The sequence below is a fragment of the Oceanobacillus saliphilus genome (assembly GCF_023522835.1).
GTDB lineage: Bacteria > Bacillota > Bacilli > Bacillales > Amphibacillaceae > Oceanobacillus > Oceanobacillus saliphilus.
The window spans coordinates 43,968-67,951 of sequence record NZ_JALCZU010000005.1 but is presented as its reverse complement, the minus strand read 5'-3'; the positions used below and the strand labels follow the sequence as shown (position 1 = coordinate 67,951).

23 protein-coding genes and 2 other annotated features are annotated in these 23,984 nt (G+C 38.8%); of the genes, 7 read left to right on the top strand and 16 right to left on the bottom strand.

The window, feature by feature from the left end:
- Positions 1–5: 5 nt before the first annotated feature.
- The 4 genes from pheT to MN204_RS09910 form a co-directional block, all read right to left on the bottom strand.
- Positions 6–2,435 carry a phenylalanine--tRNA ligase subunit beta gene (pheT, locus tag MN204_RS09925; protein WP_249870924.1) on the bottom strand — a complete coding sequence of 810 codons (2,430 nt, stop codon included), beginning with the start codon at positions 2,433–2,435 and terminating at the stop codon, positions 6–8.
- A gap of 27 nt (positions 2,436–2,462) precedes the next feature.
- On the bottom strand, positions 2,463–3,497 hold the full coding sequence (pheS, locus tag MN204_RS09920) for a phenylalanine--tRNA ligase subunit alpha (protein ID WP_249870923.1): 1,035 nt from the start codon (positions 3,495–3,497) through the stop codon (positions 2,463–2,465).
- Positions 3,498–3,753: 256 nt separating this feature from the next.
- The gene (locus MN204_RS09915) at positions 3,754–3,921 is read right to left on the bottom strand and encodes a hypothetical protein (RefSeq protein WP_249870922.1); all 168 of its coding nucleotides are present in this window, start codon (positions 3,919–3,921) and stop codon (positions 3,754–3,756) included.
- Between the two features lie 89 nt (positions 3,922–4,010).
- A complete protein-coding gene (locus tag MN204_RS09910) occupies positions 4,011–4,748 on the bottom strand; it encodes a TrmH family RNA methyltransferase (protein WP_249870921.1) in 738 nt (245 codons plus the stop codon).
- Positions 4,749–4,846: 98 nt separating this feature from the next.
- On the opposite strand from MN204_RS09910, the gene sspI reads away from it, so the two are divergent.
- The 6 genes from sspI to MN204_RS09880 all read left to right on the top strand — a co-directional run bounded on the left by sspI (position 4,847) and on the right by MN204_RS09880 (position 11,226).
- Positions 4,847–5,062 (top strand): small acid-soluble spore protein SspI, encoded by a 216-nt coding sequence (gene sspI, locus MN204_RS09905; protein WP_249870920.1) that lies wholly within the window; start codon positions 4,847–4,849, stop codon positions 5,060–5,062.
- 830 nt (positions 5,063–5,892) lie between these two features.
- Positions 5,893–7,476: a DUF6583 family protein gene (locus MN204_RS09900; protein WP_249870919.1), complete on the top strand. Its 1,584-nt coding sequence runs from the start codon at positions 5,893–5,895 to the stop codon at positions 7,474–7,476.
- Between the two features lie 33 nt (positions 7,477–7,509).
- Positions 7,510–8,733 (top strand): ABC transporter permease, encoded by a 1,224-nt coding sequence (locus MN204_RS09895; RefSeq protein WP_249870918.1) that lies wholly within the window; start codon positions 7,510–7,512, stop codon positions 8,731–8,733.
- On the top strand, positions 8,730–9,863 hold the full coding sequence (locus MN204_RS09890) for an ABC transporter permease (RefSeq protein WP_249870917.1): 1,134 nt from the start codon (positions 8,730–8,732) through the stop codon (positions 9,861–9,863). Before MN204_RS09895 ends, MN204_RS09890 begins: the two co-directional genes overlap by 4 nt.
- Positions 9,856–10,527, top strand: a complete 672-nt coding sequence (locus MN204_RS09885) for an ABC transporter ATP-binding protein (protein WP_249870916.1) — start codon at positions 9,856–9,858, stop codon at positions 10,525–10,527. Before MN204_RS09890 ends, MN204_RS09885 begins: the two co-directional genes overlap by 8 nt.
- 63 nt (positions 10,528–10,590) lie before the next feature.
- A complete protein-coding gene (locus tag MN204_RS09880; RefSeq protein WP_249870915.1) occupies positions 10,591–11,226 on the top strand; it encodes a lytic transglycosylase domain-containing protein in 636 nt (211 codons plus the stop codon).
- Positions 11,227–11,312: 86 nt separating this feature from the next.
- On the opposite strand, the gene MN204_RS09875 is transcribed toward MN204_RS09880, so the two are convergent.
- The 3 genes from MN204_RS09875 to MN204_RS09865 all read right to left on the bottom strand — a co-directional run bounded on the left by MN204_RS09875 (position 11,313) and on the right by MN204_RS09865 (position 14,152).
- A complete protein-coding gene (locus MN204_RS09875; RefSeq protein ID WP_249870914.1) occupies positions 11,313–12,296 on the bottom strand; it encodes a ring-cleaving dioxygenase in 984 nt (327 codons plus the stop codon).
- A gap of 218 nt (positions 12,297–12,514) precedes the next feature.
- Positions 12,515–13,600 carry a M42 family metallopeptidase gene (locus MN204_RS09870; RefSeq protein ID WP_249870913.1) on the bottom strand — a complete coding sequence of 362 codons (1,086 nt, stop codon included), beginning with the start codon at positions 13,598–13,600 and terminating at the stop codon, positions 12,515–12,517.
- Between the two features lie 63 nt (positions 13,601–13,663).
- Positions 13,664–14,152 (bottom strand): dUTP diphosphatase, encoded by a 489-nt coding sequence (locus MN204_RS09865; protein ID WP_249870912.1) that lies wholly within the window; start codon positions 14,150–14,152, stop codon positions 13,664–13,666.
- 116 nt (positions 14,153–14,268) lie between these two features.
- Here MN204_RS09865 and MN204_RS09860 point away from each other — a divergent pair, with 116 nt between their 5' ends.
- A complete protein-coding gene (locus MN204_RS09860) occupies positions 14,269–14,664 on the top strand; it encodes a sigma-w pathway protein ysdB (RefSeq protein WP_249870911.1) in 396 nt (131 codons plus the stop codon).
- A 247-nt stretch (positions 14,665–14,911) separates the two neighbouring features.
- On the opposite strand, the gene MN204_RS09855 is transcribed toward MN204_RS09860, so the two are convergent.
- The 9 genes from MN204_RS09855 to dnaI all read right to left on the bottom strand — a co-directional run bounded on the left by MN204_RS09855 (position 14,912) and on the right by dnaI (position 23,969).
- A complete protein-coding gene (locus MN204_RS09855) occupies positions 14,912–15,511 on the bottom strand; it encodes a TVP38/TMEM64 family protein (RefSeq protein ID WP_249870910.1) in 600 nt (199 codons plus the stop codon).
- An 89-nt stretch (positions 15,512–15,600) separates the two neighbouring features.
- Positions 15,601–15,879, bottom strand: a complete 279-nt coding sequence (locus tag MN204_RS09850) for a DUF1294 domain-containing protein (protein WP_249870909.1) — start codon at positions 15,877–15,879, stop codon at positions 15,601–15,603.
- Positions 15,880–16,069: 190 nt separating this feature from the next.
- Complete coding sequence (rplT, locus tag MN204_RS09845) at positions 16,070–16,426, bottom strand: 50S ribosomal protein L20 (protein WP_249870908.1); 357 nt, start codon at positions 16,424–16,426, stop codon at positions 16,070–16,072.
- Between the two features lie 67 nt (positions 16,427–16,493).
- The gene (rpmI, locus tag MN204_RS09840; RefSeq protein ID WP_249870907.1) at positions 16,494–16,688 is read right to left on the bottom strand and encodes a 50S ribosomal protein L35; all 195 of its coding nucleotides are present in this window, start codon (positions 16,686–16,688) and stop codon (positions 16,494–16,496) included.
- Between the two features lie 42 nt (positions 16,689–16,730).
- Complete coding sequence (gene infC / locus MN204_RS09835) at positions 16,731–17,237, bottom strand: translation initiation factor IF-3 (RefSeq protein WP_249870906.1); 507 nt, start codon at positions 17,235–17,237, stop codon at positions 16,731–16,733.
- A 71-nt stretch (positions 17,238–17,308) separates the two neighbouring features.
- Positions 17,309–17,437, bottom strand: a sequence feature (ribosomal protein L20 leader region).
- Between the two features lie 224 nt (positions 17,438–17,661).
- On the bottom strand, positions 17,662–19,173 hold the full coding sequence (locus MN204_RS09830) for a glycoside hydrolase family 10-like protein (protein WP_249870905.1): 1,512 nt from the start codon (positions 19,171–19,173) through the stop codon (positions 17,662–17,664).
- A gap of 438 nt (positions 19,174–19,611) precedes the next feature.
- The gene (thrS, locus tag MN204_RS09825) at positions 19,612–21,558 is read right to left on the bottom strand and encodes a threonine--tRNA ligase (protein ID WP_249870904.1); all 1,947 of its coding nucleotides are present in this window, start codon (positions 21,556–21,558) and stop codon (positions 19,612–19,614) included.
- 87 nt (positions 21,559–21,645) lie between these two features.
- Positions 21,646–21,872: a binding site (T-box leader), on the bottom strand.
- Positions 21,873–21,955: 83 nt separating this feature from the next.
- Positions 21,956–22,804, bottom strand: a complete 849-nt coding sequence (gene ytxC, locus MN204_RS09820) for a putative sporulation protein YtxC (protein ID WP_249871114.1) — start codon at positions 22,802–22,804, stop codon at positions 21,956–21,958.
- A gap of 238 nt (positions 22,805–23,042) precedes the next feature.
- Entirely contained in the window at positions 23,043–23,969 is a 927-nt protein-coding gene (gene dnaI / locus MN204_RS09815) for a primosomal protein DnaI (protein ID WP_249870903.1), read from the bottom strand.
- Positions 23,970–23,984: the final 15 nt, after the last annotated feature.

Here is a 23,984-nt window from a genome sequence, read left to right as displayed (position 1 = left end):
ATATTTTATGACCTTACATACGCGTTAAATTTCTCATGGACCGCTTCGATAATTTTTTGATAGGATTCTTCAACTTCATCATCTTTCAATGTTTTATCCGGATGCTGATACAATAAGCTGTAAGCTACTGATTTTTTGCCTTCCTCCAGATTGGCTCCTTGATACACATCAAAGATTCCCACTTGATTCACAAGTGGTGCACCTATTTCCTCTATTAGATCCTTTACATCACCTGCATGAATATTTTCATCTAAAATGAATGCAATATCCCTGGCGATGGAAGGATATTTAGGAATTTGCGTATAAGAAGGGATATCTTCATAAGCAACAAATACTTCCTCCAGATTGACATCAAAGACATAGGTTTCTTTTAAATCCATCTCTTTTGCAAGCGCAGGGTGTAATTGACCGATGAATCCAACTACTTGTTCATTCATTTCAATAACCGCACAGCGGCCCGGGTGCATATCATCAATTTTTGCCTGACGGAAGGAAACGTTAAGGTCCAAGTGATCAATCAAGCCTTCAACAATTCCTTTTACAAGATAAAAATCAACATCTTTCTTTTCCTGTTGCCAAGGATGCTCTAGCCACTTCCCTGTAATTGCACCGGATACACGCAATTTTTCGTCTGGTTGTTTGGATACCTTTTCTTCATCGCAAATAAAAATGCTTCCAAGTTCATAATACCCTAAGTTTGCGTGGTTTCTTGCACTGTTATATGCAAGTGCACGCAATAGTTCCGGAAGAATACTTAAGCGAAGATATTTATGCTCTTCACTCATTGGCATTGCAAGGGCAACAGGTGCCACCGCTTGTTCACGGATTTCAGGGCTGACAAGCCGCTTCATATCCGTTGCATTTGTCAGTGAGTAGGTCAATGTTTCCATCAATCCAACACCTTGAATATAATTTTTCACCTTGCGTTTCAATGACTGTCTTTGTGTCAAGGCTCCGGCCTGAGAAGCCCCTTGAGGCAATGTGAATGGCAAATTATCATAGCCGTACATTCGAGCGACTTCCTCAAGCATATCTTCAAAAATCGTAATATCTCTACGACGCGTTGGGGCCTGAACAGAAAATACGGTACCGTTCTGCTCAAATTCAAACTTTAGCCTCTTTAAAATGGATATTACTTCATCAGGTTTCATCTCTGTTCCGAGACGCTTATTGATTTGATTTATATCCATTTCAACTGTTTTTCCAGAGCGGTCCAGCTCATCAAATTCAGCAACTCCTGCAGCCACTTTCCCATTTGCAAATTGCTCCATAAGCAGACATGCTCGACTACCCGCTTTCTTTACGCGGTTGGGATCTACCCCTTTTTCATATCTTGTACTTGATTCGCTACGCAGTCCTGTTTGTTTTACAGTTCCTCTTACAGAAGAAGAGTCAAAATATGCGGCTTCAAGTAATACATTTTTTGTTTCCGCAGTCACTTCGGTATTTGCTCCACCCATAACGCCAGCAAGTGCAACAGGTTCTTTACCATTTGTTATAACAAGATTTTTCTCAGATAACGTTCTTGTCTGGTCATCGAGTGTAACAATTGTTTCCCCTTCTGTTGCTCTTCTAACAAGTACTTTTTCCGAATCGAATTTATCATAATCAAAAGCATGCAATGGTTGACCATATTCAAGCAATACAAAGTTCGTAATATCAACGACATTGTTTATTGGCCGGATTCCAGCAGCCATCAAATAATTTCTCATCCATAAAGGAGATGGCTTTATTTCAACATTTCTGATCAAAAAAGCACCATAGTATGGATTAAGATCAGCTGCCTCAACTTCCACCGATATATAGCTCTTAACATTCTCTTCATCTATAACGGTAACTGCCTCTTCCGGTAACTGAACCGGCTGATCAAGGATAGCCCCGACCTCATAAGCAACACCAAGCATACTCAAAGCGTCTGCACGATTTGCGAGCACATCTAATTCCAATACGGCATCATTTAAGTTTAACCGTTCGTCGACATTTTCTCCCACAGTTGCATCTTCAGGAAAGACAAAAATACCATCTGCAAGATCAGTTGGAACATATTTCTCTTCAATTCCGAGCTCTTTCAGAGAACATATCATCCCATTCGATTCAACACCCCGCAGTTTTACTTTTTTAATTTTAAAGTTTCCCGGAAGGATAGCACCTGGTTTAGCTACAGCAACTTTCTGTCCCTCGGCAATATTTGGAGCACCACAAATGATTTGTAGTTTCTGATCTCCAACATCCACCTGACAAAGGTTCAGTTTATCTGCATTTGGATGTTGTTCACAGCTTTCCACATACCCAACGACAACATCCGTACTTTTTTCTGCAACATACTCCACGCTTTCCACTTCGATCCCTGACTTCGTAATTTTTGCTGCCAGCTCTTCGGGAGTCAAATCTCCTAAATCAACGTAATTTTTTAACCAATTATATGATACTAACAATTGTTATGCCTCCTTTTTAAAATGTAATTAAGCTTTGTGATATTGTTTAAGGAATCGGATATCATTTGTATAAAACTGACGGATGTCATTAACCCCATATTTGAGCATGGCGATTCGTTCCGGTCCCATACCGAACGCAAATCCGCTGTAAACTTCCGGATCATATCCACCCATTTCAAGGACTTTCGGATGGACCATACCGCCACCAAGTATTTCAATCCAGCCTGTTCCTTTGCATACGCTGCACCCTTCTCCATTACATACCTTACAGGAAATATCCATCTCAACGGACGGCTCTGTAAATGGGAAGAAACTTGGGCGTAATCGAATTTCGCGATCTTCACCGAACATTTTCTTAGCAAACGTATCGAGGGTACCTTTCAAATCACTCATACGGACATTTTTATCGACATATAACCCTTCGATTTGTGTAAATTGATGGGAATGGGTAGCGTCATCCGTATCACGGCGATATACTTTTCCCGGGCAAATCATTTTGACCGGCTTCTCCCCTTTGTATTCCTGCATCGTACGGGCCTGTACCGGAGAAGTATGCGTCCGTAGCAATAATTCATTTGTAATATAAAAAGTATCCTGCATATCACGTGCCGGGTGATTTTTTGGCAGGTTCAAAGCTTCAAAATTATAAAAATCAGTCTCTACTTCAGGGCCTTCCCTAACTTCGTAACCCATTCCAATGAACAGGTCTTCTAATTCCTGTACAATACTCGACAGAAGATGGGCTCCACCAACTTTAACCGGACGACCTGGTAAGGTAACATCAATCGTCTCAGCCTCCAGCTGCTCCTCTAGTTGTAATTGCTCCAGTTTTTCATTTTTTTCATCCAATGCTGCTGTGATGGATTCTCTGACTTTATTGGCAATTTCACCTACAACAGGTCGCTCTTCCTTGGAAAGTTTCCCCATGCCGCGCAGTACGCCTGTAAGCGATCCTTTTTTGCCAAGGTATGTAACTTTAATATCCTGAAGCTCTTTCATATCCTCTGTTTGGGAGATTCTTTCCAATGCTTCGGCCTGAATAGCCTCCAATTGTTCTCTCATTCTTATTGCCTCCTTGAAATTATGTTTCGAAAACGTGGCATCTGCCAACCCTTTGGGCGAGTTTCTTAGATGACTTATGCAGATAGGAAAGCTTTGTCCTTACATATCTGTCAAAAATAAAAAAGCCTTCATCCCTGAAAAGGGACGAAGGCTTTTTTCGCGGTACCACCCTTGTTGACAGCAAAAAAATATGTAAAACGACATGCGTATCCTGTCCAACTCAAATCTGATAACGGATTTAAAATCCGGAACACCTTTACATACGATATAGGAACAGATCATCATTAGCTGCGTTCCATTCCCTTTCTAAGGAAATGTCATAACCAGCTTCTATTATTCCTATTTGTACGGTCCCAGTGTCAGCTCCAGAGTGAAACATGCGTATCCGATACGATAGAAATGCTTTCAGTCTAGGGCATTTCATCCCTGAATCGCTCTCCTGAATACGAAAGGCTCCTTCATTGCTTCGATATAATATATACATTATAGATAATTTTTTTACCGGTTGCAACTTTATCCCTTTAAGTGATACATCAGAATTCCAGCAGCTATACTGACATTTAAAGATTCTGCCTTTCCATAGATGGGGATCGTTACAATTCTGTCGGCACGTTCCAGTAGTTCATCCTGTACGCCCGCACCTTCATTTCCAAGGACGATCGCTACTTTTTCCTCAGGGACAGTTTCATTGTAATTGGTCGCATTCAATAGTGCTGTGGCCCAAATTGAAAAACCTTTTCGCTTTAAATGTTCCAGTTCTTCAAACAGGTTTGCCTCGTAAATTGGAATATGGAATATCGATCCCTGTGTCGCGCGGATGACTTTGTCGTTATATAAATCAACTGTCCCCTCCCCCAAAATAATTGCATCCATCCCAGCTGCATCAGCAGTCCGTATAATGGTACCAAGATTTCCGGGATCCTGTACCGAATCAATGATAAGAAAGTGATTACCGCTATACACCTTCTGTTTTTTCATTGCCATAACGGCCAGGACACCCTGAGGGGTTGTTGTCTGTGAAATGTGAGCCATTACATTTTCACTAACCGATTCAATGGGAAAATCCGCTGCCCACTCTGGAAGCATTGTTCCTTCCAGCACGATAATTTCGTTAATTTCCCAATCACTTTTTATTGCTTCTTCGAGTAAATGGAAGCCCTCTACCATGAATAAACCGGTATTCGCCCTTTCTTTCCGTTTATGCAGTTTCTTCCACGCTTTAACTTTTTCATTTTTAACTGAAGTAATCATAAATTCCATCCTTCATCATTATTTCTATCTGTATCATACATATTTTTACCGCCCTTGGTCAAACTATCGTTAGTTTATGAACAGAAGGAGTGTCCTATATGGATTTAAATCTAAGAAAAGCTATTTATTCCAACATCGCTACCAATGACCAACAGCAGCTGGAAGCAACAATAGTTGATGCCATTCAAAATGGAGAAGAAAAGATGCTGCCAGGTCTTGGTGTGCTTTTCGAATTAATCTGGAAGCAATCAGATGAGCAGGAAAAGCAAGAAATGATTGGTGCATTGGAGCAAGGTGTCAAACAACTTCAATAACATGTTCGGGTGGATAGACGCTACTATATCTATCCACTTTTATTTTAGTTCTTTTCCTGTGTTTTGTTGCTTTATTATCTTCGGAGTTGATATAAAATGCGACGTAACTTAAGGTTATTCTTGGAGATAAGTGCTTTTGCTACCGTCCGGGATCACTCTGGTCGGATGCGCATCCTTAGGGAACGGCCTCAGCCCCGAAGAGAAAACCACTCTTCTGGTCTTCAGACACGTGCTTTTCTGAGCAGGAGTCACCGCGTGCCGCTTACCCGGACTGGTGAAGTTGTATGATGTTATTTCAGCTAATGCATGAGTAGTGATTAGTAGCAAACTCAACCAGCTCGGGGAAATACACGGAGACTCCTACGGGAAGAAAGGCATCGGTGAGACAACGTAGCGCTTTAGCGCAAGTTGGCTCACCAGCCGCCCAAAAGCGCAGTGTATTTCCCCGAGCGGCCGCCGAAGACACTTATCAGACTTTGCATACTTCGGAGTTTACATATTTTCCGGCATAAACAGCAAACTTTTAGTAGAAAGACATTATTTTAAAATAGGTATAATTACCCAAATGCAATTGGATGATTGTTATTTAAAGCTTCCTGCGCTAAAATAAATAGACAGATATATCTAATTAATTAATTCTATTACACTAGCAAATTATCTTAATTCGGAGATAAAACAAACCTTTTATATCATTCTTGCAACTGATAGTTTTAGCACCATTTGACTAGATGGTTGTTAAATGATATAAAAAATTGAAACAGTTTTTGATTATATGTTTCGCGTAATCATAATACACTTGTTAAGTACAGGAAAAAGAAAGGGGTAAATTCGTGGAAGAATCAACGAACGGCAAACAAAAAAAAGGGGTATCCAAAGGAATTATTGCACTTATCGTCGGTGCAATCGTACTTGTTGGAGGTAGCGCCGCCGCATTCATGTTGTTAAATGCATCACCTAAAGCATCCTATTTTCTTGCTGAGAAAAACACGATCGAATATGTGATGGAGCAGTTTGAAAACCGCTACGAGCCTGAATTGAGCTGGTATGAAAAAACACAAACAGGAAAATCGGCTTCGACTTTAGAATTATCTGCTGCATATAACGACCCGCAAGCAAATGTAGGATATGGATTGGACCCGGCAATGTTCATCAATAATTCCAGTATTACCATTGATGCTCAAACAGATATGGAAAACAACCAACTATATGCAGGTCTTACAGCGAATATTGGCGGAATGGAAATTAATGACATACAGCTTTACTTAACAGAAGAAAAGTTATTGCTTGGTTTACCATTCCTAGAAGAAGTTATTCAGATGAATGATGAAGACTTGGGACCACTTCTTTATGAAGTAGATCCATATATGTTTACTGGGGACGAAAAATTAGGATTGGAAACAATCTTTGAGAGTGCTGAAGGAGTAGTTCCAGAAGAGGACATCGAATACCTGGAGGAAGAATATCTCCAATTCATTTATGAGGCGTTACCCGAGGAAGCTTTTACAAGTAGTAATGATACGGTAGATGTAAACGGCGAATCCATTAATTCGGAAAAAATCACGCTTCACCTTACTGAACAGGAGTTAAAAGATATCCTAACAACTGTTTTGGATAAGATGGAAAAGGATGAAAGATTAAAAGAAATCATTAAGGATCAAATGACTGCCCAACAATTTGGCAGCAGTGTTTATATGGATGATGAAATCGAGTTATTGATGGCTGATTTTGAAACAGCGATTTCAGAAGCTAAACAGGAATTGGCTACCTTCCAAATTCCAAATGGTTTGACTTCTATTATATGGATTGATGATAACAGGGTTGTACAGCGTGATTTCGTAATAGAACTAGGTCCATCTACTGATGAACTAGTAATGCTCTCTGTTAAAGGATCACAACTATTCACTGACAACAATCAATTCTTTAACTATGACCTGGCATTTTCAGATTCCTATGAGGAAGGTTCTATGAATATCTCAGGGGATTTAAACTGGGATAATAATCAGGCAACCGACTTTATTAGTCTTACTGTAGACGATTTCGCTATTACTTACGATGGCCAGGAAACACTTGAAGATGGCACACGCGACTTTAATCGCACGTTTTCTCTTCGTGAACCGATGAGTGGTGGTGGAAGTCTTATATGGTCAGGTAATGCGACATATGATAATGACCAGATGAATTCTGAACATAGTCTATCATTGGAAACACCAGATTTCAGCCAGGATATGTTTTCATTGAACATTCTTACGGATGGCAGAATCATAGATTCAATCGAAACACTTGAACCGGAAAACGTGAAAGATATTGGCAGCATGTCTGCTGCTGAAATACAGGAATACGTGGAATACGAAGTGACTCCTAGCTTCCAGCAATGGCTTTTCGGCATCATGGCCGGTGGAGCAATGGGATTCTAACTCGATAAAGAAAGTAGAAATGAGTGTGTCTCTATGCATTTTATGAAACATCTTATGTTATTTATAAAGAATCATTTAATGCAGCTTAGGAGGAAGTGGTTATCACTTCCTCTTCTTTTAATTTTTCCAATCATTCTGGTTGGTCTTGCTGCAACAATGATGATAACCTTCTTTACTTCTGCTGATGATGAACCAATTACAATTGGATTGGTTGATCTGGATAAATCAAATGAAACACAATCGGTTGTACAGCTGATTGAAGAATCTTCCGAGTTGGGGTCATTTTTAAGAATACATAGTATGTCTGAATCAGATGCGAAATCTGCTATTCTCGACGGCGAGATCAGTTCCTACCTTATTTTCCCTGACAACTTTGCAAACAATTTGTATCAAGGAGAATCTGTTGAGCTGCAAATTATTGGTAATCCAAGCCAGCCAACTGAAAGTTATCTGATTAACGAGTTGATGGAAAGCGTAACCCGGCATATACGGGCTTCACAGGCAAATATTCTCGCTATTAATTATTATGCCAAAAACTTTGGCATGGAAAATGATGCACGTAATGATTTTGTTTTCCGGCAGTTTCAGGAGTTTTTATTCTATACGATTGGTCGTGACCGAGTTTTGACTGAAAGAGAAATCTCCAACCAGGCAACTTCATCCCCTATTGAATATTTTGCAATAGGTGGCTGGTTTATTGTTATTACGGTATGGATTTTTTCAATCTTTCACTTGCTTACTTCAGAAAACTCCTCTCGATTAAAAAACCGGATGCGTCTGTATGGTGTCACTGAACTGCAGCAGTCAATGGCGAAGATTATTGTAACACTTGGGGTCTCGTTGGTATTTTCTTGTATGTTACTTTATTTAATGAAAGATATTTTCGAATCCAATATTATCGTGCAGGATTATACGAGGATTATTATCATTACAACTCTATACAGCAGTCTTTTTGCGATTTGTCTGGCAATTGTTGAAGTATTGATTTCTTCGTATAAACTCAGAATGCTGTCACATTCAATCGTTACAGCCGTTTCTTTGATTCTAAGTGGCGCTATCATTCCAGTAATCTATTATCCTTTATCGATTCAGGAGATTCTCCCGTTTATTTATTCCTATGAAGCACTTCGCTGGATACAGGAAATTTTATTGAATGATAGACTATATGCCGACTATATCCCGTTAATCCTGATGAACACTGCAGGTGGGTTCATACTTGTCGGTGTTTCTCTATTAAAGGAGCGTGTTCAGCAATGAAGTCGATTATTCAAACGCGACTGATCCATTGGAAAAAACAATGGTTATCCTTACTCTTTTGGCTAATTTTCCCTATCATAGCATCCTTATTAATCATAAACGTAACAAGTTTGATACAGGAGGACAGCAAAATACCTGTAGGATTTGTTTTGGAAGAAAATACTCCGATGGCTGAAGCACTTCTTGAATCCGTAAAAGACTCTCCACTGATCAGGGTTTTCGAAGTGACAGAAAACCAGGCAAGAGACATGATTGAGAGACACGAATTGGATAGTGCATTTATAATTAAGGATGGGTATGAGCAGCAAATCCATAGAGGAAACCGAAATAAACTGATTACCAGTTATAAATCCGACTTATCATTTGCCTATACGCCAGTAAGTGAGATGGTTGTATCCTATGTTCAGGAAGATGCTGGCAAGGCTAAAGCCGCACATACAGTTATGCATCTTGCCGAAACATTAAAAACGAGTGAAGCTGTAACTTTTGACGAAATCATTTCACTGTCGGAGGAAATACAATCCCGTGAAGATCTACTTCGGACCACTTTTTCATTTAATCATGGACCAAGTAACGGAAATGATGCCGATATAACGATTTGGAATGTTTGGGGCTTGTGGGCCATATTCAGTATCCTTTCCACGCTACTGTTGTTTGATTGGGTCATCAAAGAAAGAAATTCCAGTCTGGTGTCACGTTTCTCTTTTATCCGTTTCTCTTATAAAAGTTATCTGCTGCAAAACCTGATTTTCTATACAGCGGTATTATTATTCGTTGATTCTACGGCTGCCCTAGTATTCCACCTTCATGTTGGAGAAACGATTAACTTCAGATTGGTAGGTGCGATCATATCTTTTCGATTTATTTGCAGTATGGCAGCATTTTTGCTGGCATTGTTGTTTAAAAATGTCTATCTATTTTATGGGGTTAGTTTTGCCATCACCCTATTTCTAGCGATTAACAGTGGTGCAGTTCTTCCAATCGAAGGTCTTACAGGCCGATTTGAATGGCTCGAATATTTAAATCCATTGCACCCGTTTCTACACCAGGAAATATGGAACTCCTGGTTGATTATTCTCATATTAATTCTGGGCATCTGGTTTGCTAAAGGGGGGAAATTAAATGCTTAATGTACAAGCAATTACAAAATTGTATGGAGACAGATTAATATTGGATGATATCTCCTTCTCTATTCAGGCCGGGGAAATTGTCGGGCTCGTTGGAGAAAATGGTGCAGGTAAATCTACAATGCTTCAACTACTTGCCACGTTATCAAATCCAACTAAAGGAAATATATTCTTAGACGATTTATCCTACCAAAAACATAAAAAGAACATACGAAAACAAATTGGCTTTGTGCCCCAGGACATAGCTCTTTGGGAAGAATTTACCGTCGAAGAAAATATGGTCTTTTTTGAAAAACTTTCCTGGAAAAATAAAACAAAACAGCAGTTAAAACAACTGTGTCTTGATATGGAACTGGATAAATGGCAAGAACCAGTAAACACACTCTCTGGCGGAATGAAACGTAAATTGAACTTGGCAATCAGCCTCATTCATGACCCAAAGGTTTTGCTACTTGATGAACCAACTGTCGGTATCGATTTAAAATCAAGAAAAGAAATCGGGAATTATTTGAAAAGACAAGCCTTGGAATATAATAAGATTATTGTATACACTTCCCATGACATGGATGAAATCATCACGCTTTGCGACCGAATACTCTGTATTGGAGAAGATCCTTTCTATAAAAACATTTTAAATGAGACAGAAAAAAACATTATCACATTTTAGTATTGCCTATCAACTGTTATCGTCGTAAAATAATAATAGGAATATAGGAAGGAGAGATGTCAGATGGAAATACGGGATTTACAGCAGATGATTCAATATCAGGCAATGTCTATCATGACAGGTAGCTCCAATTCCAGCAGCTCTAGAAGTACAACGGAAACGATGGGTACTTCTTTTCAGCAATTATTACTGGAAAAAATTAATGAAGCGCAAAGACTATCCGGATTGAACGCAACACTTGGCAGTTCACCATACATAAATCAATATGGAAACTCTCTTCCTTCTTATTCATTGGCAGGAATATCCGGCAACTTGGTACCGGATACGGATTATAACAGTCTTATTTCTGAAGCAGCCCAAACATATGGGGTAGATGAAAGTCTTATTCATGCTGTCATTAAAAATGAGTCCAATTACAACGTGATGGCTAAAAGCAGTGCGGGTGCCCAGGGTCTTATGCAACTAATGCCAGCTACAGCTGCTGGATTAGGAGTAAACAATCCATATGATGCACGTCAGAATATTAACGGCGGGACCAAATATTTACGTCAGATGCTGGACAGATACAATGGTAACATAGAACTGGCACTGGCCGCTTATAATGCAGGACCGGGAAATGTGGAAAAATACCAAGGTATTCCTCCTTTTAATGAAACAAGGAATTATGTAGCTAAAGTCATGAACAATTACTATGCGTAAGAAAACTTGCCATGCACCAAGTCATTTGGACGAATGACTTAAAGGCTAAAAAAACGCAATTCCTATTGGAATTGCGTTTTTGTGTATCACTCATATTCTTTTTCGATAGTACGTGTACTTCTAACCGTATCGATTGGACGAACCATTTTTTCAATTTCTTCGCGTTTCGGTTCGAGAAATGGAGGTAGTGATAATTTCTCACCAAGTGTTTCATATGGCTCATCGCCCATAAAACCAGGACCTTTTGTTGCGAATTCAAATAAAATTTGTGGTGCAACCTGGCAATATAAAGAACCAAAGAAGAAGCGGTCAACAAATCCGGAAGTTTGGAATCCAAAACTATGCATGCGTTTCATCCATTCATCCAAATCAGAACGGTCGTCTACACTTAATGCAGCATGATGAACTGTACCATAGCCCTGTCTAGCCATAGGGAGTACCGTATTATGCTCAACTACAATCTGTGCTCCATTGCCACCCTGATCTACTTCAAACAGATGGTAAGATCCTTCGCTTGCTATCTCTTTATACATCAATACTTTTTCAAGAACCTCTTTAAAATAATCAAACTGGGCAATGCGGACAAAAACAGGACCTAAACCAGTGATAGCATATTCCAATGGAATCGGTCCATCTTGCCATGGTGTGCCAGAAGGAACCCCTTCATCATTTTCATCTGAAATGAGCTGATACTGCTGATCATCAAAATCAACAAATGATAATGTCTTCGTACCAAACTGTTCTTTTATTCCTGTATGTTTTACTTCTAAACGATCGAATCGTTTCACCCAATAATCCAATGCGGCATCACTTGGTACACGAAGGGATGTTTTCGAGATTTCATTTGTGCCATGGACGCCTTTTGGGATGCCAGGAAAATCAAAGAACGTCATATCCGTCCCAGCAGTACCCTTATCATCGGCAAAAAATAGATGATAGGTTTTAATGTCATCCTGATTGACTGTCTTCTTGACTAAACGCATACCTAACGTAAATGTAAAAAATTCATAGTTTTTTTCAGCACTGCTTGTAATTGCAGTTACATGATGCATACCTCTTAATTCATTCATTAATATTCCTCCAAAAATTCCTAATTTATATTATTAATTAAGTTATCTTTAATTCATAACAAATATAACACCTATTTTTAAACCTGTCAAATAGAAAGGCAATTATTAAATCAAAAAAAGTAAAACCAACTATTACAGGTATCCAGTAAACAGGTATTTATACTTTAACAACCGCCAATAGAAAGGACCAGCAGTAGTGTTTGCTGATCCGGGTTCTATTATGCCAGGATAAGTTCTTGAACTGTATCGGCATCCATTTTTTTAATGACTTCTACAATTAATTTCACTGCATTTTCAAAATCGTCGCGATGAAGAATGCCTGCATGTGAATGAATATAGCGCGTAGCAATTGTAATGGATAAAGATGGCACACCATTACCTGTCAAATGGATGGAACCTGAATCTGTTCCTCCACCTGCAAGCGATGCAAACTGATATGGAATATTATTGTCCTCAGCGGTTTTGACAACAAAATCCCGTAGTCCTTTGTGGGAAACCATAGAAGCATCATATAATACGATTTGTGGACCCTTACCAAGCTTGCTGTCAGCATCCTTGTCAGAGATTCCAGGTGTATCGCCTGCGATACCTACATCTACAGCAAAGCCGATGTCAGGCTGTATCACTTGTGCAGAGGTTTTAGCACCACGGAGGCCAACTTCCTCCTGGATGGTACCAACCCCATAAACGACATTTGGATGGTCCTCCCCTTTTAATTTTTTCATCACTTCGATTGCGATCGCAAGACCAATCCGGTTATCCCATGCTTTTGCAAGCAATAGTTTTTCATTTTTTAAAGGTGTAAATTCGAAATATGGTACAACAGAGTCACCAGGGTTCACACCAAATGCTTTCACTTCCTCTTTACTGGAAGCTCCGATATCAATGAACATATCTTTAATTTCATATGGTTTTTTACGTGCTTCAGCAGTTAGGACATGTGGCGGTTTCGAACCGATGACACCAGTGACATCCCCCTTGCTGCCCATAATGGTTACGCGCTGTGCCAGCATAACCTGGTTCCACCAGCCACCTACAGTCTGGAAATATACAAACCCATTGTCATCTATTCGCGTAACCATAAAACCAATCTCATCTAAATGACCTGCAATCATAATTTTAGGTCCATCTGTTTTACCGCTCTTTTTGGCAATTGAACTCCCTAGGTTATCCATCATAATTTCATCTGCATAGGCAGTAATATATTTTTCAAATACTTCCCTTACTTCTTTTTCATTTCCGGGAATCCCCTTTGCATCTGTCAGATCTTTCAGCATCGTCAATGTTTCGTCTAAATTCTTCATATGTAAACCTCCTAATTTAGATACCTTATCAATTATATCGTTATATCGGAAAACTACAAAATCCTAATAACCCTGATTCTGCCTTTCATAATTTATCTCATTTTTCTTCATATATGCATGTTGTATATCCTCTTCCGTGAATCCGAGTATTTCTGCCAACTGCAGAGTTTTCATAAAGAGGGTATTGTAATTGCTTGATGTGGTATTATTTTTATAAGTGGCTGCAGCTTCAAAAACCTCATTAAATTGTTCTGTTTCCGTAACAGCAGCAGTAGCAGTATCTCGTGTCGTTTCGTAGCTGAACCCTTTTTCCAATCCCAGTGACAGGATAAAATGAATAACATCGACATATTCTTCAAGAATAATCGATTTTTCACTTCTCGGTTTAGTGCTCCAGAATTTGAAACATCTTGTCTCATTAGCTAGTTCTCCAAGCTCTACAAGCAATGCCAAATATTTCTCCTGAAAGACATCCGTTTTACTCAAATCATGATTCTTTTCAATATATGTATCAAGTTGTTTTTGCATTTCAAATAATCTATTCCAGTTCACTTGTTCCACCTCATGTTCTTTTTAAACAATTGTATCATGAAAATTTTAAAAAAGTGAAACCTATCTACTGCCTCATACGTATGAATTTGAAATAGGACAAAATGGGAGACGATGACATGGTCGTAATTTTATTCCGGATACTTTTAATTATTGCTTTGGCTCTTCTCGTCTATACGTGGATTCAATATCTCCGGAACCCGGAAAGAAGATTACAAATCGCTAAAAAGTCCAAGGAATTCTTTTTTTTGGATGATACCAATAACAGTAAAAAAAATTTTCAACTTGTATATAAAGGATGCCTTTTCGAAGGTGAGAAATACCTTGGAACAACAGAAGAATCCTTTGAAGTAGTAGATATCCATGTGACTGTCCGTGATCCACTTGAACTTCGAGGATTTACGAGAGACGAGCTGTATTTTCTAGAAAAAGAAATCTTGCTCCATTATCCCTATGCCAAAATCACATGGAAACACCCCATCAGTGAGCTGATTCTGACAGAAATCGAATCGTAAAATAATCGCGCCCTGAGCTTGACTTTGATAAGTTATGTTCTTATTACACCAGAACTGTAGACTGGCGACATAAGAGAAGCAGCTTCGGCGACAGCTCTGCTCAATACGGGCTGCGGTTGCCTGAGAAACGATTTCGCATGATCATTCCCATGGGTTAACTTAAAAAGAAGTTACGTCACATTTCACCTCTACTCCGATGATTATAAAACAACTAAACTTACGAAAAAAGCCAAATTAAAACACTCATCTATATTTTTACAGATGAGTGTTTTTGTGTTTCACGCAATGGAAAAAAGTCTTGCCATTTAATAATAATTTCTTTCCTTCTTAAAATATAAATAAACGGTAATAGGACCATTAAAAAAGCGAAGAGATAATAAGAAGATAAGTTGGAAAGCCATCCGCCGATGGATGTATAAACGATAGCTAAAGGAATATTGGATAATAAAGATGATTTCGCATACGCTTTAAAGCCAGAAGAAATTTCAATCAAACATAGGGATAATAAATGAAAATGAATAAAGGGCACCAATCTCAGTAATGTCACCTGTGAAGTGGTCAATTCTGAATGCTTTCCCATCAGTTTTTGTTTTACATGAATGAGCCGATTGAGTGATCTTGGCATCCACCCGATCATCATGTAAAATAGTATACTCGATAACGTTATTCCAATAATAGAATAAATAGTACCTGCCACCGGTCCGAACAGGATGCCTCCAGTAATGCAAATAAAAACTACGGGGAGGAATAATAATGGTCTCAATAGGTGAAAAAATATAAACAGCAGTGGTGAAAATACGCCTCCCATCTGAATGAAAGTCATTAAGTAGTTGCCGATAAATTCCATCATCCACCTCCTTCATCGCTACATGCTATAAAATTTTCAAGTGGCAGGATTACGTCTTTCGGTACATGTATATGACATGAGACGAGCCTTTATGACATAAAGAACAAAATATAAAACAGTGAAACAATGTTGACAACGATTAAAAGCGGCATACCGATAACGAAAGAAGTATGCTTTGTTTTATGTCGAAACGTATTCATACCGATATATGTACCAATAGAACTTCCAAGAACAGCAAGTGCCCAGAACGTACGCTCAGGTATACGGTATTTCTGTTTAATCGCTTTTTGCTTATCGATATACATAAGGACAAAACCTACAATATTTACTCCGATAAAATACAAAATAATCGAACTTAAATCTTCCATGAATACTCTCCTCTCAACGCTATATGCGCATACGTCACCCTTTTATCAACTTTAACATGTCTTGCATTGCGTATTAGAGCAATGCGATCTTTAGACAACTTGGCAAGCGCTATGCCATTTGGACAAATGCCAAGCTTTCTAAAAAAGGACCAAATCCATGCGATAATCGGATTTGGTCCTTCATTTTAAATTATTTAAGTGCTTCTTTAGCTTGACCAACTAATTGAGCAAATGCTTTTTCGTCATTAATTGCAAGATCTGACAACATTTTACGGTTGATATCGATCTCTGCAAGTTTAAGACCATGCATTAATTTGCTGTAAGAAATATCGTTTAAACGTGCAGCAGCATTAATACGTGCGATCCATAATTTACGGAAATCACGTTTTTTCTGTCTGCGGTCACGATAAGCGTACTGACCTGATTTCATTACTTGTTGTTTTGCTACTTTAAATAACGAGCTCTTCGCTCCATAATAACCTTTTGCTAATTTAAGGACGCGTTTACGACGTCTGCGTGTTACTGTTCCACCTTTTACACGTGGCATAATAATTCCCTCCTAGTACAATTCAATACGATTGTATATCCGAATAATTCGTTAGATTTTTTCCTGCTTATTTAGGTATCATTGCTTTGATGCGTTTGTAATCTCCAGAAGATACGACTGCACCTTTACGCAATTTACGTTTCTGTTTTTGAGATTTATTCGCAAACATGTGGCTTGTATATGCATGAGATCTTTTTAGTTTTCCAGATCCAGTTCTTTTAAAGCGTTTTGCAGAACCACTATGAGTTTTCATTTTAGGCATAATAATTTCCTCCTTGTACTGATCATTCATCGAGTAGATAATTTATTGCTTTTCGTTAACTGGAGCGACCATCATAAACATGTTACGGCCTTCCATTTTCGGTTTTGTTTCAATCGTTGCGATATCTTTTACTTCTTCAGCAAAGCGATCTAAAACTTCACGGCCAAGCTCTTTATGAGTAATAGCACGTCCACGGAAACGAACCGCAGCTTTTACTTTATCACCTTTTTCAAGGAATTTACGGGCATTCTTCAGTTTTGTTTCGAAATCATGATCGCCGATTCCTGGTGTAAAGCGTACTTCTTTTACATTAATAACTTTTTGCTTTTTACGGGCTTCTTTTTCTTTCTTTTGCTGTTCAAATCGGAATTTTCCATAGTCCATGATGCGACACACTGGCGGTTTTGCAGTAGGAGCAACCATCACTAGGTCAAGGTTGCGTGTTGTTGCTATTTCCAATGCTTCCTGACGTGTTTTTACTCCAAGCTGATCACCATTTGAATCGATAAGTCGTACTTCTCTAGCACGAATTTTCTCATTGACATTCATATCCTTGCTAATAGCCAGCCACCTCCAAATATTTTTGTTACTGATCTATCATTGACAAGCAATTTTTTGTGTAAATTAAAAAAGTGTCGGTACATTTATGCACCCACACGTCTCCAATAACTTATAAAAAAGAGTTTGGAACCAGTTAACTGCCCTTTCGGCGTCAATCAGGTGAGAAGCGGGTGCTTCTACTTGTCTCAGATCATTTAATTTTCAACTTTATAAGTATAACATCAGCTTATACGGATGTCAAACTAAAGTTTTACTATTCTTCTTAAACTAAGTATACCATAAAACCTGTCCAATTGTTTGAATTATATTTCGCAGTAATTGCTTCATTACTAAAACGACAAAGGTAACCCGTGTTATCATGTCGAGAATACACCATGATACGAACGGATTACCCTTGTTGCACTTTATGCTCTTAATTGCTTACGGTAACCTCTGTAACTTGCTGGATACTAATCTGAATCTTTTTACTCGCTTCCAATCCTTCGACCTTCACAAAATAGTTTCCAGGCTGAAGATCTGTAAGGACAAAATATCCATTTGCATCTGTTTTAATTGAATCAACTAGTTTCCCTTCTTCTCCCCGATAGATTGTTACTTCCCTACTTATTGAGCTATCTTCCACTTTACCTAACAAGTGACCAACAGATTGATTTTTCCATTCCGCTTCAGGTGTTGGTACAGGTGATGTAAAAGGTGGATTTCCATCATTATGTTCTGTCGGTTCATATAAAGAGCGGATCAAATCCTGTTGTGGCAGACCATCATTGCTCCACACATTATAAACATATGGACTTACTCCTTCAACCATATTACCTAATTGTGAAGGTGCTAGTGCACGGTGAATTTGGTTGATGCTGTCCGATATGGTGTTTAAATAAAGTGCCGGTCCGATAACAATTCCCCTGTTTCTCTCGAGATCTTTTTGCCATTGGATCCATTGATTATAACGTTCTTCTCTTCTTGGATCTGCATCGCTGTCATAATTCATGACATACGCATAATCCAGATACCCTTCTTGGACCCATTTCTTCCAATTTTGATGTGCCCGCTGAACGGGATCCATTTGCCACCAGTCTGTACTGTTTGGGTTAGCGAATCCCCACGATAACACGGCAGCAGAAAGTTCTGCTTCACCATTAACTGCCATCAATTCTGTATAGATTCGTTTAATCAGTGTGTCAACTTGTTCGACCTTCCAGGAAATCCATTCGGCATCATTCGGTAGAGGTCTGTCTGTTCTGCCAGTTTCCTCCTGGAATCTGGCTAAAGAAGTAGGATTGTAACCTTTGCCATCTTCCGGATAGCGAATATAATCCAAGTGGACACCATCAACGTCATAATTTTTCACAATATCTGTTACCATATCAACCACATGGTTTCGTGCATCGGGATGCCCTAAATCCAAGTATGGCTGCCAATATGGTACTGTCCCATTATAATCTTGCGTTACCCATGTTTCATTTTCTGGCGCATCCGGCCCATTGGTATTCCAAATATGTTCCGGGTCATTTGGGGCGCCTCCATAGACTGTGTGCCACATCGGTCCCACAACTACCCAGGCATGGACTTCAATCCCATTTTCTTTTGCCTTCTCAAGCAAATATCCTAAAGGGTCAAATCCTTGTGGTACAGCAGGGTCCTGTGTAAATGGAAGTACATCACTGTGATAATATGCATCATGTCTTCTACTAACCTGTGCCACAATCGTATTCATATTGGCATCCTTAACATCTTGAACGAGCTGATCAATTTGTTCCGGTGTTTTATTTCCTGGTTCAAATGCTTGTACCCAAAATGCGCGAATGAATGGAGCTTCCGAATTCTCCTCTGCCATTGCCTTTATAGGATTGAACTGTAAAGAAGTAAGGACAAGAATAAAGACAGCAGCAAGCTTGTATAATTTTTTTCGTATGGTTTTACCCAATTTGCATTCCTCCCTTTCAAATTTAATACCTGAATAGAACGTTTAAAGTGGAAACCGTTTTATTCACCTGCTTTCTTTATAAAATTTTATTTAACTCGCTTAACATGGAAAGCTGTAAAAAATCATTGGAGGTTGCGAGGGAAATAGAAAGTGGTAAAGAAAGTTAAAAATTAAAACAATATTTGAAATATTATTTTAATATTATTCTACCTCGGAATGTTTTTGTTTAATAGTGTAATAAGTTCTGTTTTTATGGAGACGTTTAGGTATTAAGTGTCAAATTTTCTGTGGAGTGGGATTAAATCGTAGGAAAACTTGGTTGTCACGGAGTCTTCCGGTGACAGCCTTCGTTGCACTTACGCAGATAGAAAAAGTTTTATTCCTTTCTTTAAATAAAAAAAAGACTTTCAACAAAAGTTGAAAGTCTCTAGGATAAACTTATATTTTTAGCTTTTTCTCTGCAATCTCTTCCTTGATCAAGGCTAAGAATTCGTCAAATGAAAGCGTCTCTGTTTTCTGCTCTCCGTAACGACGGTAATTAACTGCACCCTCTTCAATTTCCTTATCACCAAGTACGAGTGCAAATGGAATCTTCTGTGTCTGTGCTTCACGAATCTTGTAACCGATTTTCTCGTCCCGTTCATCGAGTTCGACGCGAACACCCTCGAAGCGCAGTTTTTCTTCCACTTTCTTGGCATAGTCAAGATGAACCTGAGGTGAAACTGGAATGACTTTTACTTGAACTGGTGCAAGCCATGTTGGGAACGCCCCTTTATACTCCTCAATTAGGAATGCGACAAAGCGTTCCATCGTTGAAACGACCCCACGGTGGATAACAACCGGACGATGTTCTTTTCCATCCTCACCGATATATGTCAAATCAAATCGTTCTGGCAAATGGAAGTCAAGTTGAACCGTTGATAACGTTTCATCTTTGCCTAATGCTGTTTTCACCTGTACATCCAGTTTTGGACCATAAAATGCTGCTTCACCGATTGCTTCCACATATTCTAGATTCATATCATCCATTGTTTCCTTCAGCATCGTCTGTGCTTTTTCCCACATGGCGTCATTATCCACATACTTCTCTTTATCTTCTGGATCACGATAGGATAGACGGAAATAATAATCGTCAATGCCAAAGTCTTTATACACTTTTTGCACAAGTTCCACTACCCGAATAAATTCTTCCTTCATTTGATCTGGGCGGGCAAAGATATGAGCATCATTTAATGTCATGGCACGTACGCGCTGTAATCCGGCTAGTGCACCACTCATTTCATGGCGATGCATTGTTCCGAGCTCAGCGATACGTACTGGAAGGTTCCGGTAGCTCCATAGCTGGTTTTTAAACACCATCATGTGATGTGGACAGTTCATCGGACGAAGAACCAAGTCTTCATTATCCATTTCCATTGTTGGGAACATATCGTCTTTATAATGATCCCAATGTCCGCTCGTTTTGTATAATTCAACATTTCCAAGTACTGGTGTATAAACATGGCTGTATCCAAGACGTTCTTCGAGATCAACGATATAACGTTCAATATTACGACGGATTGTCGCCCCTTTTGGAAGCCATAACGGAAGGCCCTGACCTACCTTCTGGGAAACCGTAAATAAGTCCAGTTCTTTACCCAATTTACGGTGGTCACGCTCTTTACGCTCCTCGAGGATACGGAGATGTTCGTCCAGCTGTGCCTGCTTTTCAAAAGCAGTGCCGTAAATACGCTGCAATTGTTTATTCTTGCTGTCCCCACGCCAGTAAGCACCAGAAATGGTTAAAAGTTTAAATGCCTTTATTTTACTTGTAGATGGCACATGAATTCCTCGGCAAAGATCAAAAAATTCTCCCTGTTCATAGATTGTTACCTGTTCATCCTCTGGAATCGCATCAATCAATTCCAGTTTGAGGTCATCCCCTATCTCCTGGAATTTCGCTTTTGCTTCATTACGAAATACTTCAACCCTTCTGATTTCCAAGTTTTCATCCACAATTCGTTTCATTTCCTTTTCAATCTTTGGAAGGTCTTCAGGAGTCAATGATGCTTCCATATCAATATCATAATAGAATCCTTCCTCGATGACAGGACCGACGCCAAATTTAACGTCTTTATACAGACGTTTGATTGCCTGTGCAAGTAAATGGGCAGTTGAATGACGTACCACTTCAACGCCTTCTTCGCTTTTGTACGTAATAATTTCAATTTTGCCGCCATGATTCAGTTCACGTCTCAGGTCAACAAGCTGTCCATCAAGCTTAATTGCCAATGCTTGTTTTTTCAAGCCAGGAGAAATAGATGCTGCGATATCTTCTCCTGTTGTCCCTACAGGAAATCCTTTCTCGGCTCCGTCTGGGAATACAATTATAATTTCTTCTGCCATTTCAATCTCTCCTTTTCATTAGAAAACTTAGCATCCACCTAAGTTTCACTTACAAATTAAAAAAACGCCATCCCTCTGCACTTACTGCAAAGGGACGGCGTTTTATACATCGTGGTTCCACCCTAATTCCCGTAAATCATCTTACGGCTCCATTAATCTTTAACGCAGACGGTACGCTGCCAACTACTGTTAGTTCATCGGCAGAGTTCAAAGGTGGTAATTATTTATATGCATACAGGAAGCTTTCAGCCACTGACTTCCTTCTCTAATTTATGCTTTTAAATAAATAATCTTGTCCTTATCATCACTTTTTAATTTAAAAGAATGTCGATTGACGTTTTTAATAAGTATTTAATGAGTATTATAGACCTACATGAAAGTAAAATCAAGTCCATTTTTAATCATTCTTTAAATAATAAGAAAAAGGAAAATTGCTGATTGGCTCAAAATCGACTTTTTCCTGAAAAACATTTATAACTGTTAATGTCTTTGGCTCTGAAGGGTCATCCCCATAAATTTTCAATTTTTCAGGTGCCATCGCTATAAGTGGTGCAAGATTAAACTCATTATCATGGAGGCCAACGATATATAATGGTTCCTTCTTCATTAATACTCTTAGTTCAATATTCGACATGCGTTTTCCATCCTGTTTAAAAAATGCAAACGAATTCCCCTGCAAGATATGGATAACCGGTACACCTGGCTGCTTCTTCAGGACATATGCACGAAGCATATCCACGAATGCCTGATGATCTTCTTCCCTTTTAAACTCATCAATCGCCAGACCAACATATGTGATCAGTTGGTCCTTAAATGGTTTCAAACGAAAATTAACGATGGAATCAAAATGAAATTCAAAGCTCTCTTTCAAATTGGCAATAAATAATGATTTCAGAAATATGACCTCGTTTTTGTGTTCTCGTAACCGTTTGCTCTCATCATCTTCACCGGTAATGATCCAATGCGTTAAGTCATGTATTCGTTCGATTTCTTCATGTTCGGTGTAATAATAATAGTCTTTAATAATACGTTTGATCATCGTTCCTAAACGGTGTGTCATAAATACATTTGCCATCGTGCCGGCAATTATATCCACAAGTTCATTTTTCGGCAGCTGATCTATAAACTTGAGATGATTGCCCCATCTTTCATCCGTCTTCCAATTCAATTCAACTTGCTTATGCTTGCGAAATAAAAACTCACAGAAACTAATCACTTCTTTGTCAGATTCAAAAAATACCTCCACCAATAATTATCACCCTCATCCACGACCAAACTGTTACATTATATGGACAAACTGATGAAAAAATGATTAATCTTCTTAATCTATCAGCTATTTTCCAAAATAGTTTTGCGTTGGTACTTTTGAAAAGAGCTACGCCTATGTGATCTCTCCATATGACGGGTGATTCTAACAAATGAAGTGGAACCATAAAAAAAGCCTGAGGGATTATCCTCAGACTGTAATTGGCTTTATTAGACTTTCATAATCTCCGGTTATGTCCTTCCATTTTAACTTCTTTGCTCACTTGTCTGATCCGCTCGATAATCCTTCCAGCTTTTACTGTTTCCACTCCACTCTTTGTCGTGGCAAGCTGCGTTTCCAATTGATCCAAATCATAATTGGATGTAAAGAAAACGGGCAGACGTTCCATCATTCTGTATTGTAATACGGAACCTAAAATCTCATCACGGAACCATGCAGATTGAAGCTCTGCACCAATATCATCAAGCATCAGTACATCGGCTTTCTTGAAATAATCAATTTTGTCATTGAAGGAATCATCCTTGAAAGATGATTTAATTTCACGAACAAATTCCGGCATATAAATCAATGTAGAAGATATATTGAATTTTTTCAGTTCATTGGCCAATGCCCCAAGTAAATATGTTTTACCGACACCAAACTGACCGTAAAAATAAAGTCCTTTTCTCGGAAGCGCTGTTTTGGCCTGATCAAGAAAGTCAAGAATCTCTGCAATCGCCAGGATTCTCGTCTCATCATTCGTAATATCTGCCATGCTTGCTTGGAGTATTTCCTTGGGCATGTACAGACTCTGAATCAGTTTTTGCTGCTCCTGCTCCTTCTCATACATGATTCTGCTGTGACATTTTTCATAGGAAAGCCTGATTTCGTTGTTTTCCACATGAAGAACCGGTGAATATCCAGGGAGCATATTTTTGCAGGAACTAAGGGATGAACACTGGTTACACTGTTTTGATTGCGTTTTGTATTCATAAAGCTTAATTAGATTTTTACTTATTTCCTGTTGGCTGAGTTGGGGATGCAGCGAAAGAAACTCTTTAATTTCGGGATCATCTAAAACATCCTGCTTTATTTTAATATAGTTTTCTTTAAAATTTTCATTTGTTTGCATCCATGATTTCAATGCAGACTGTATAGGTTTCAATTTAATCATCCCTTA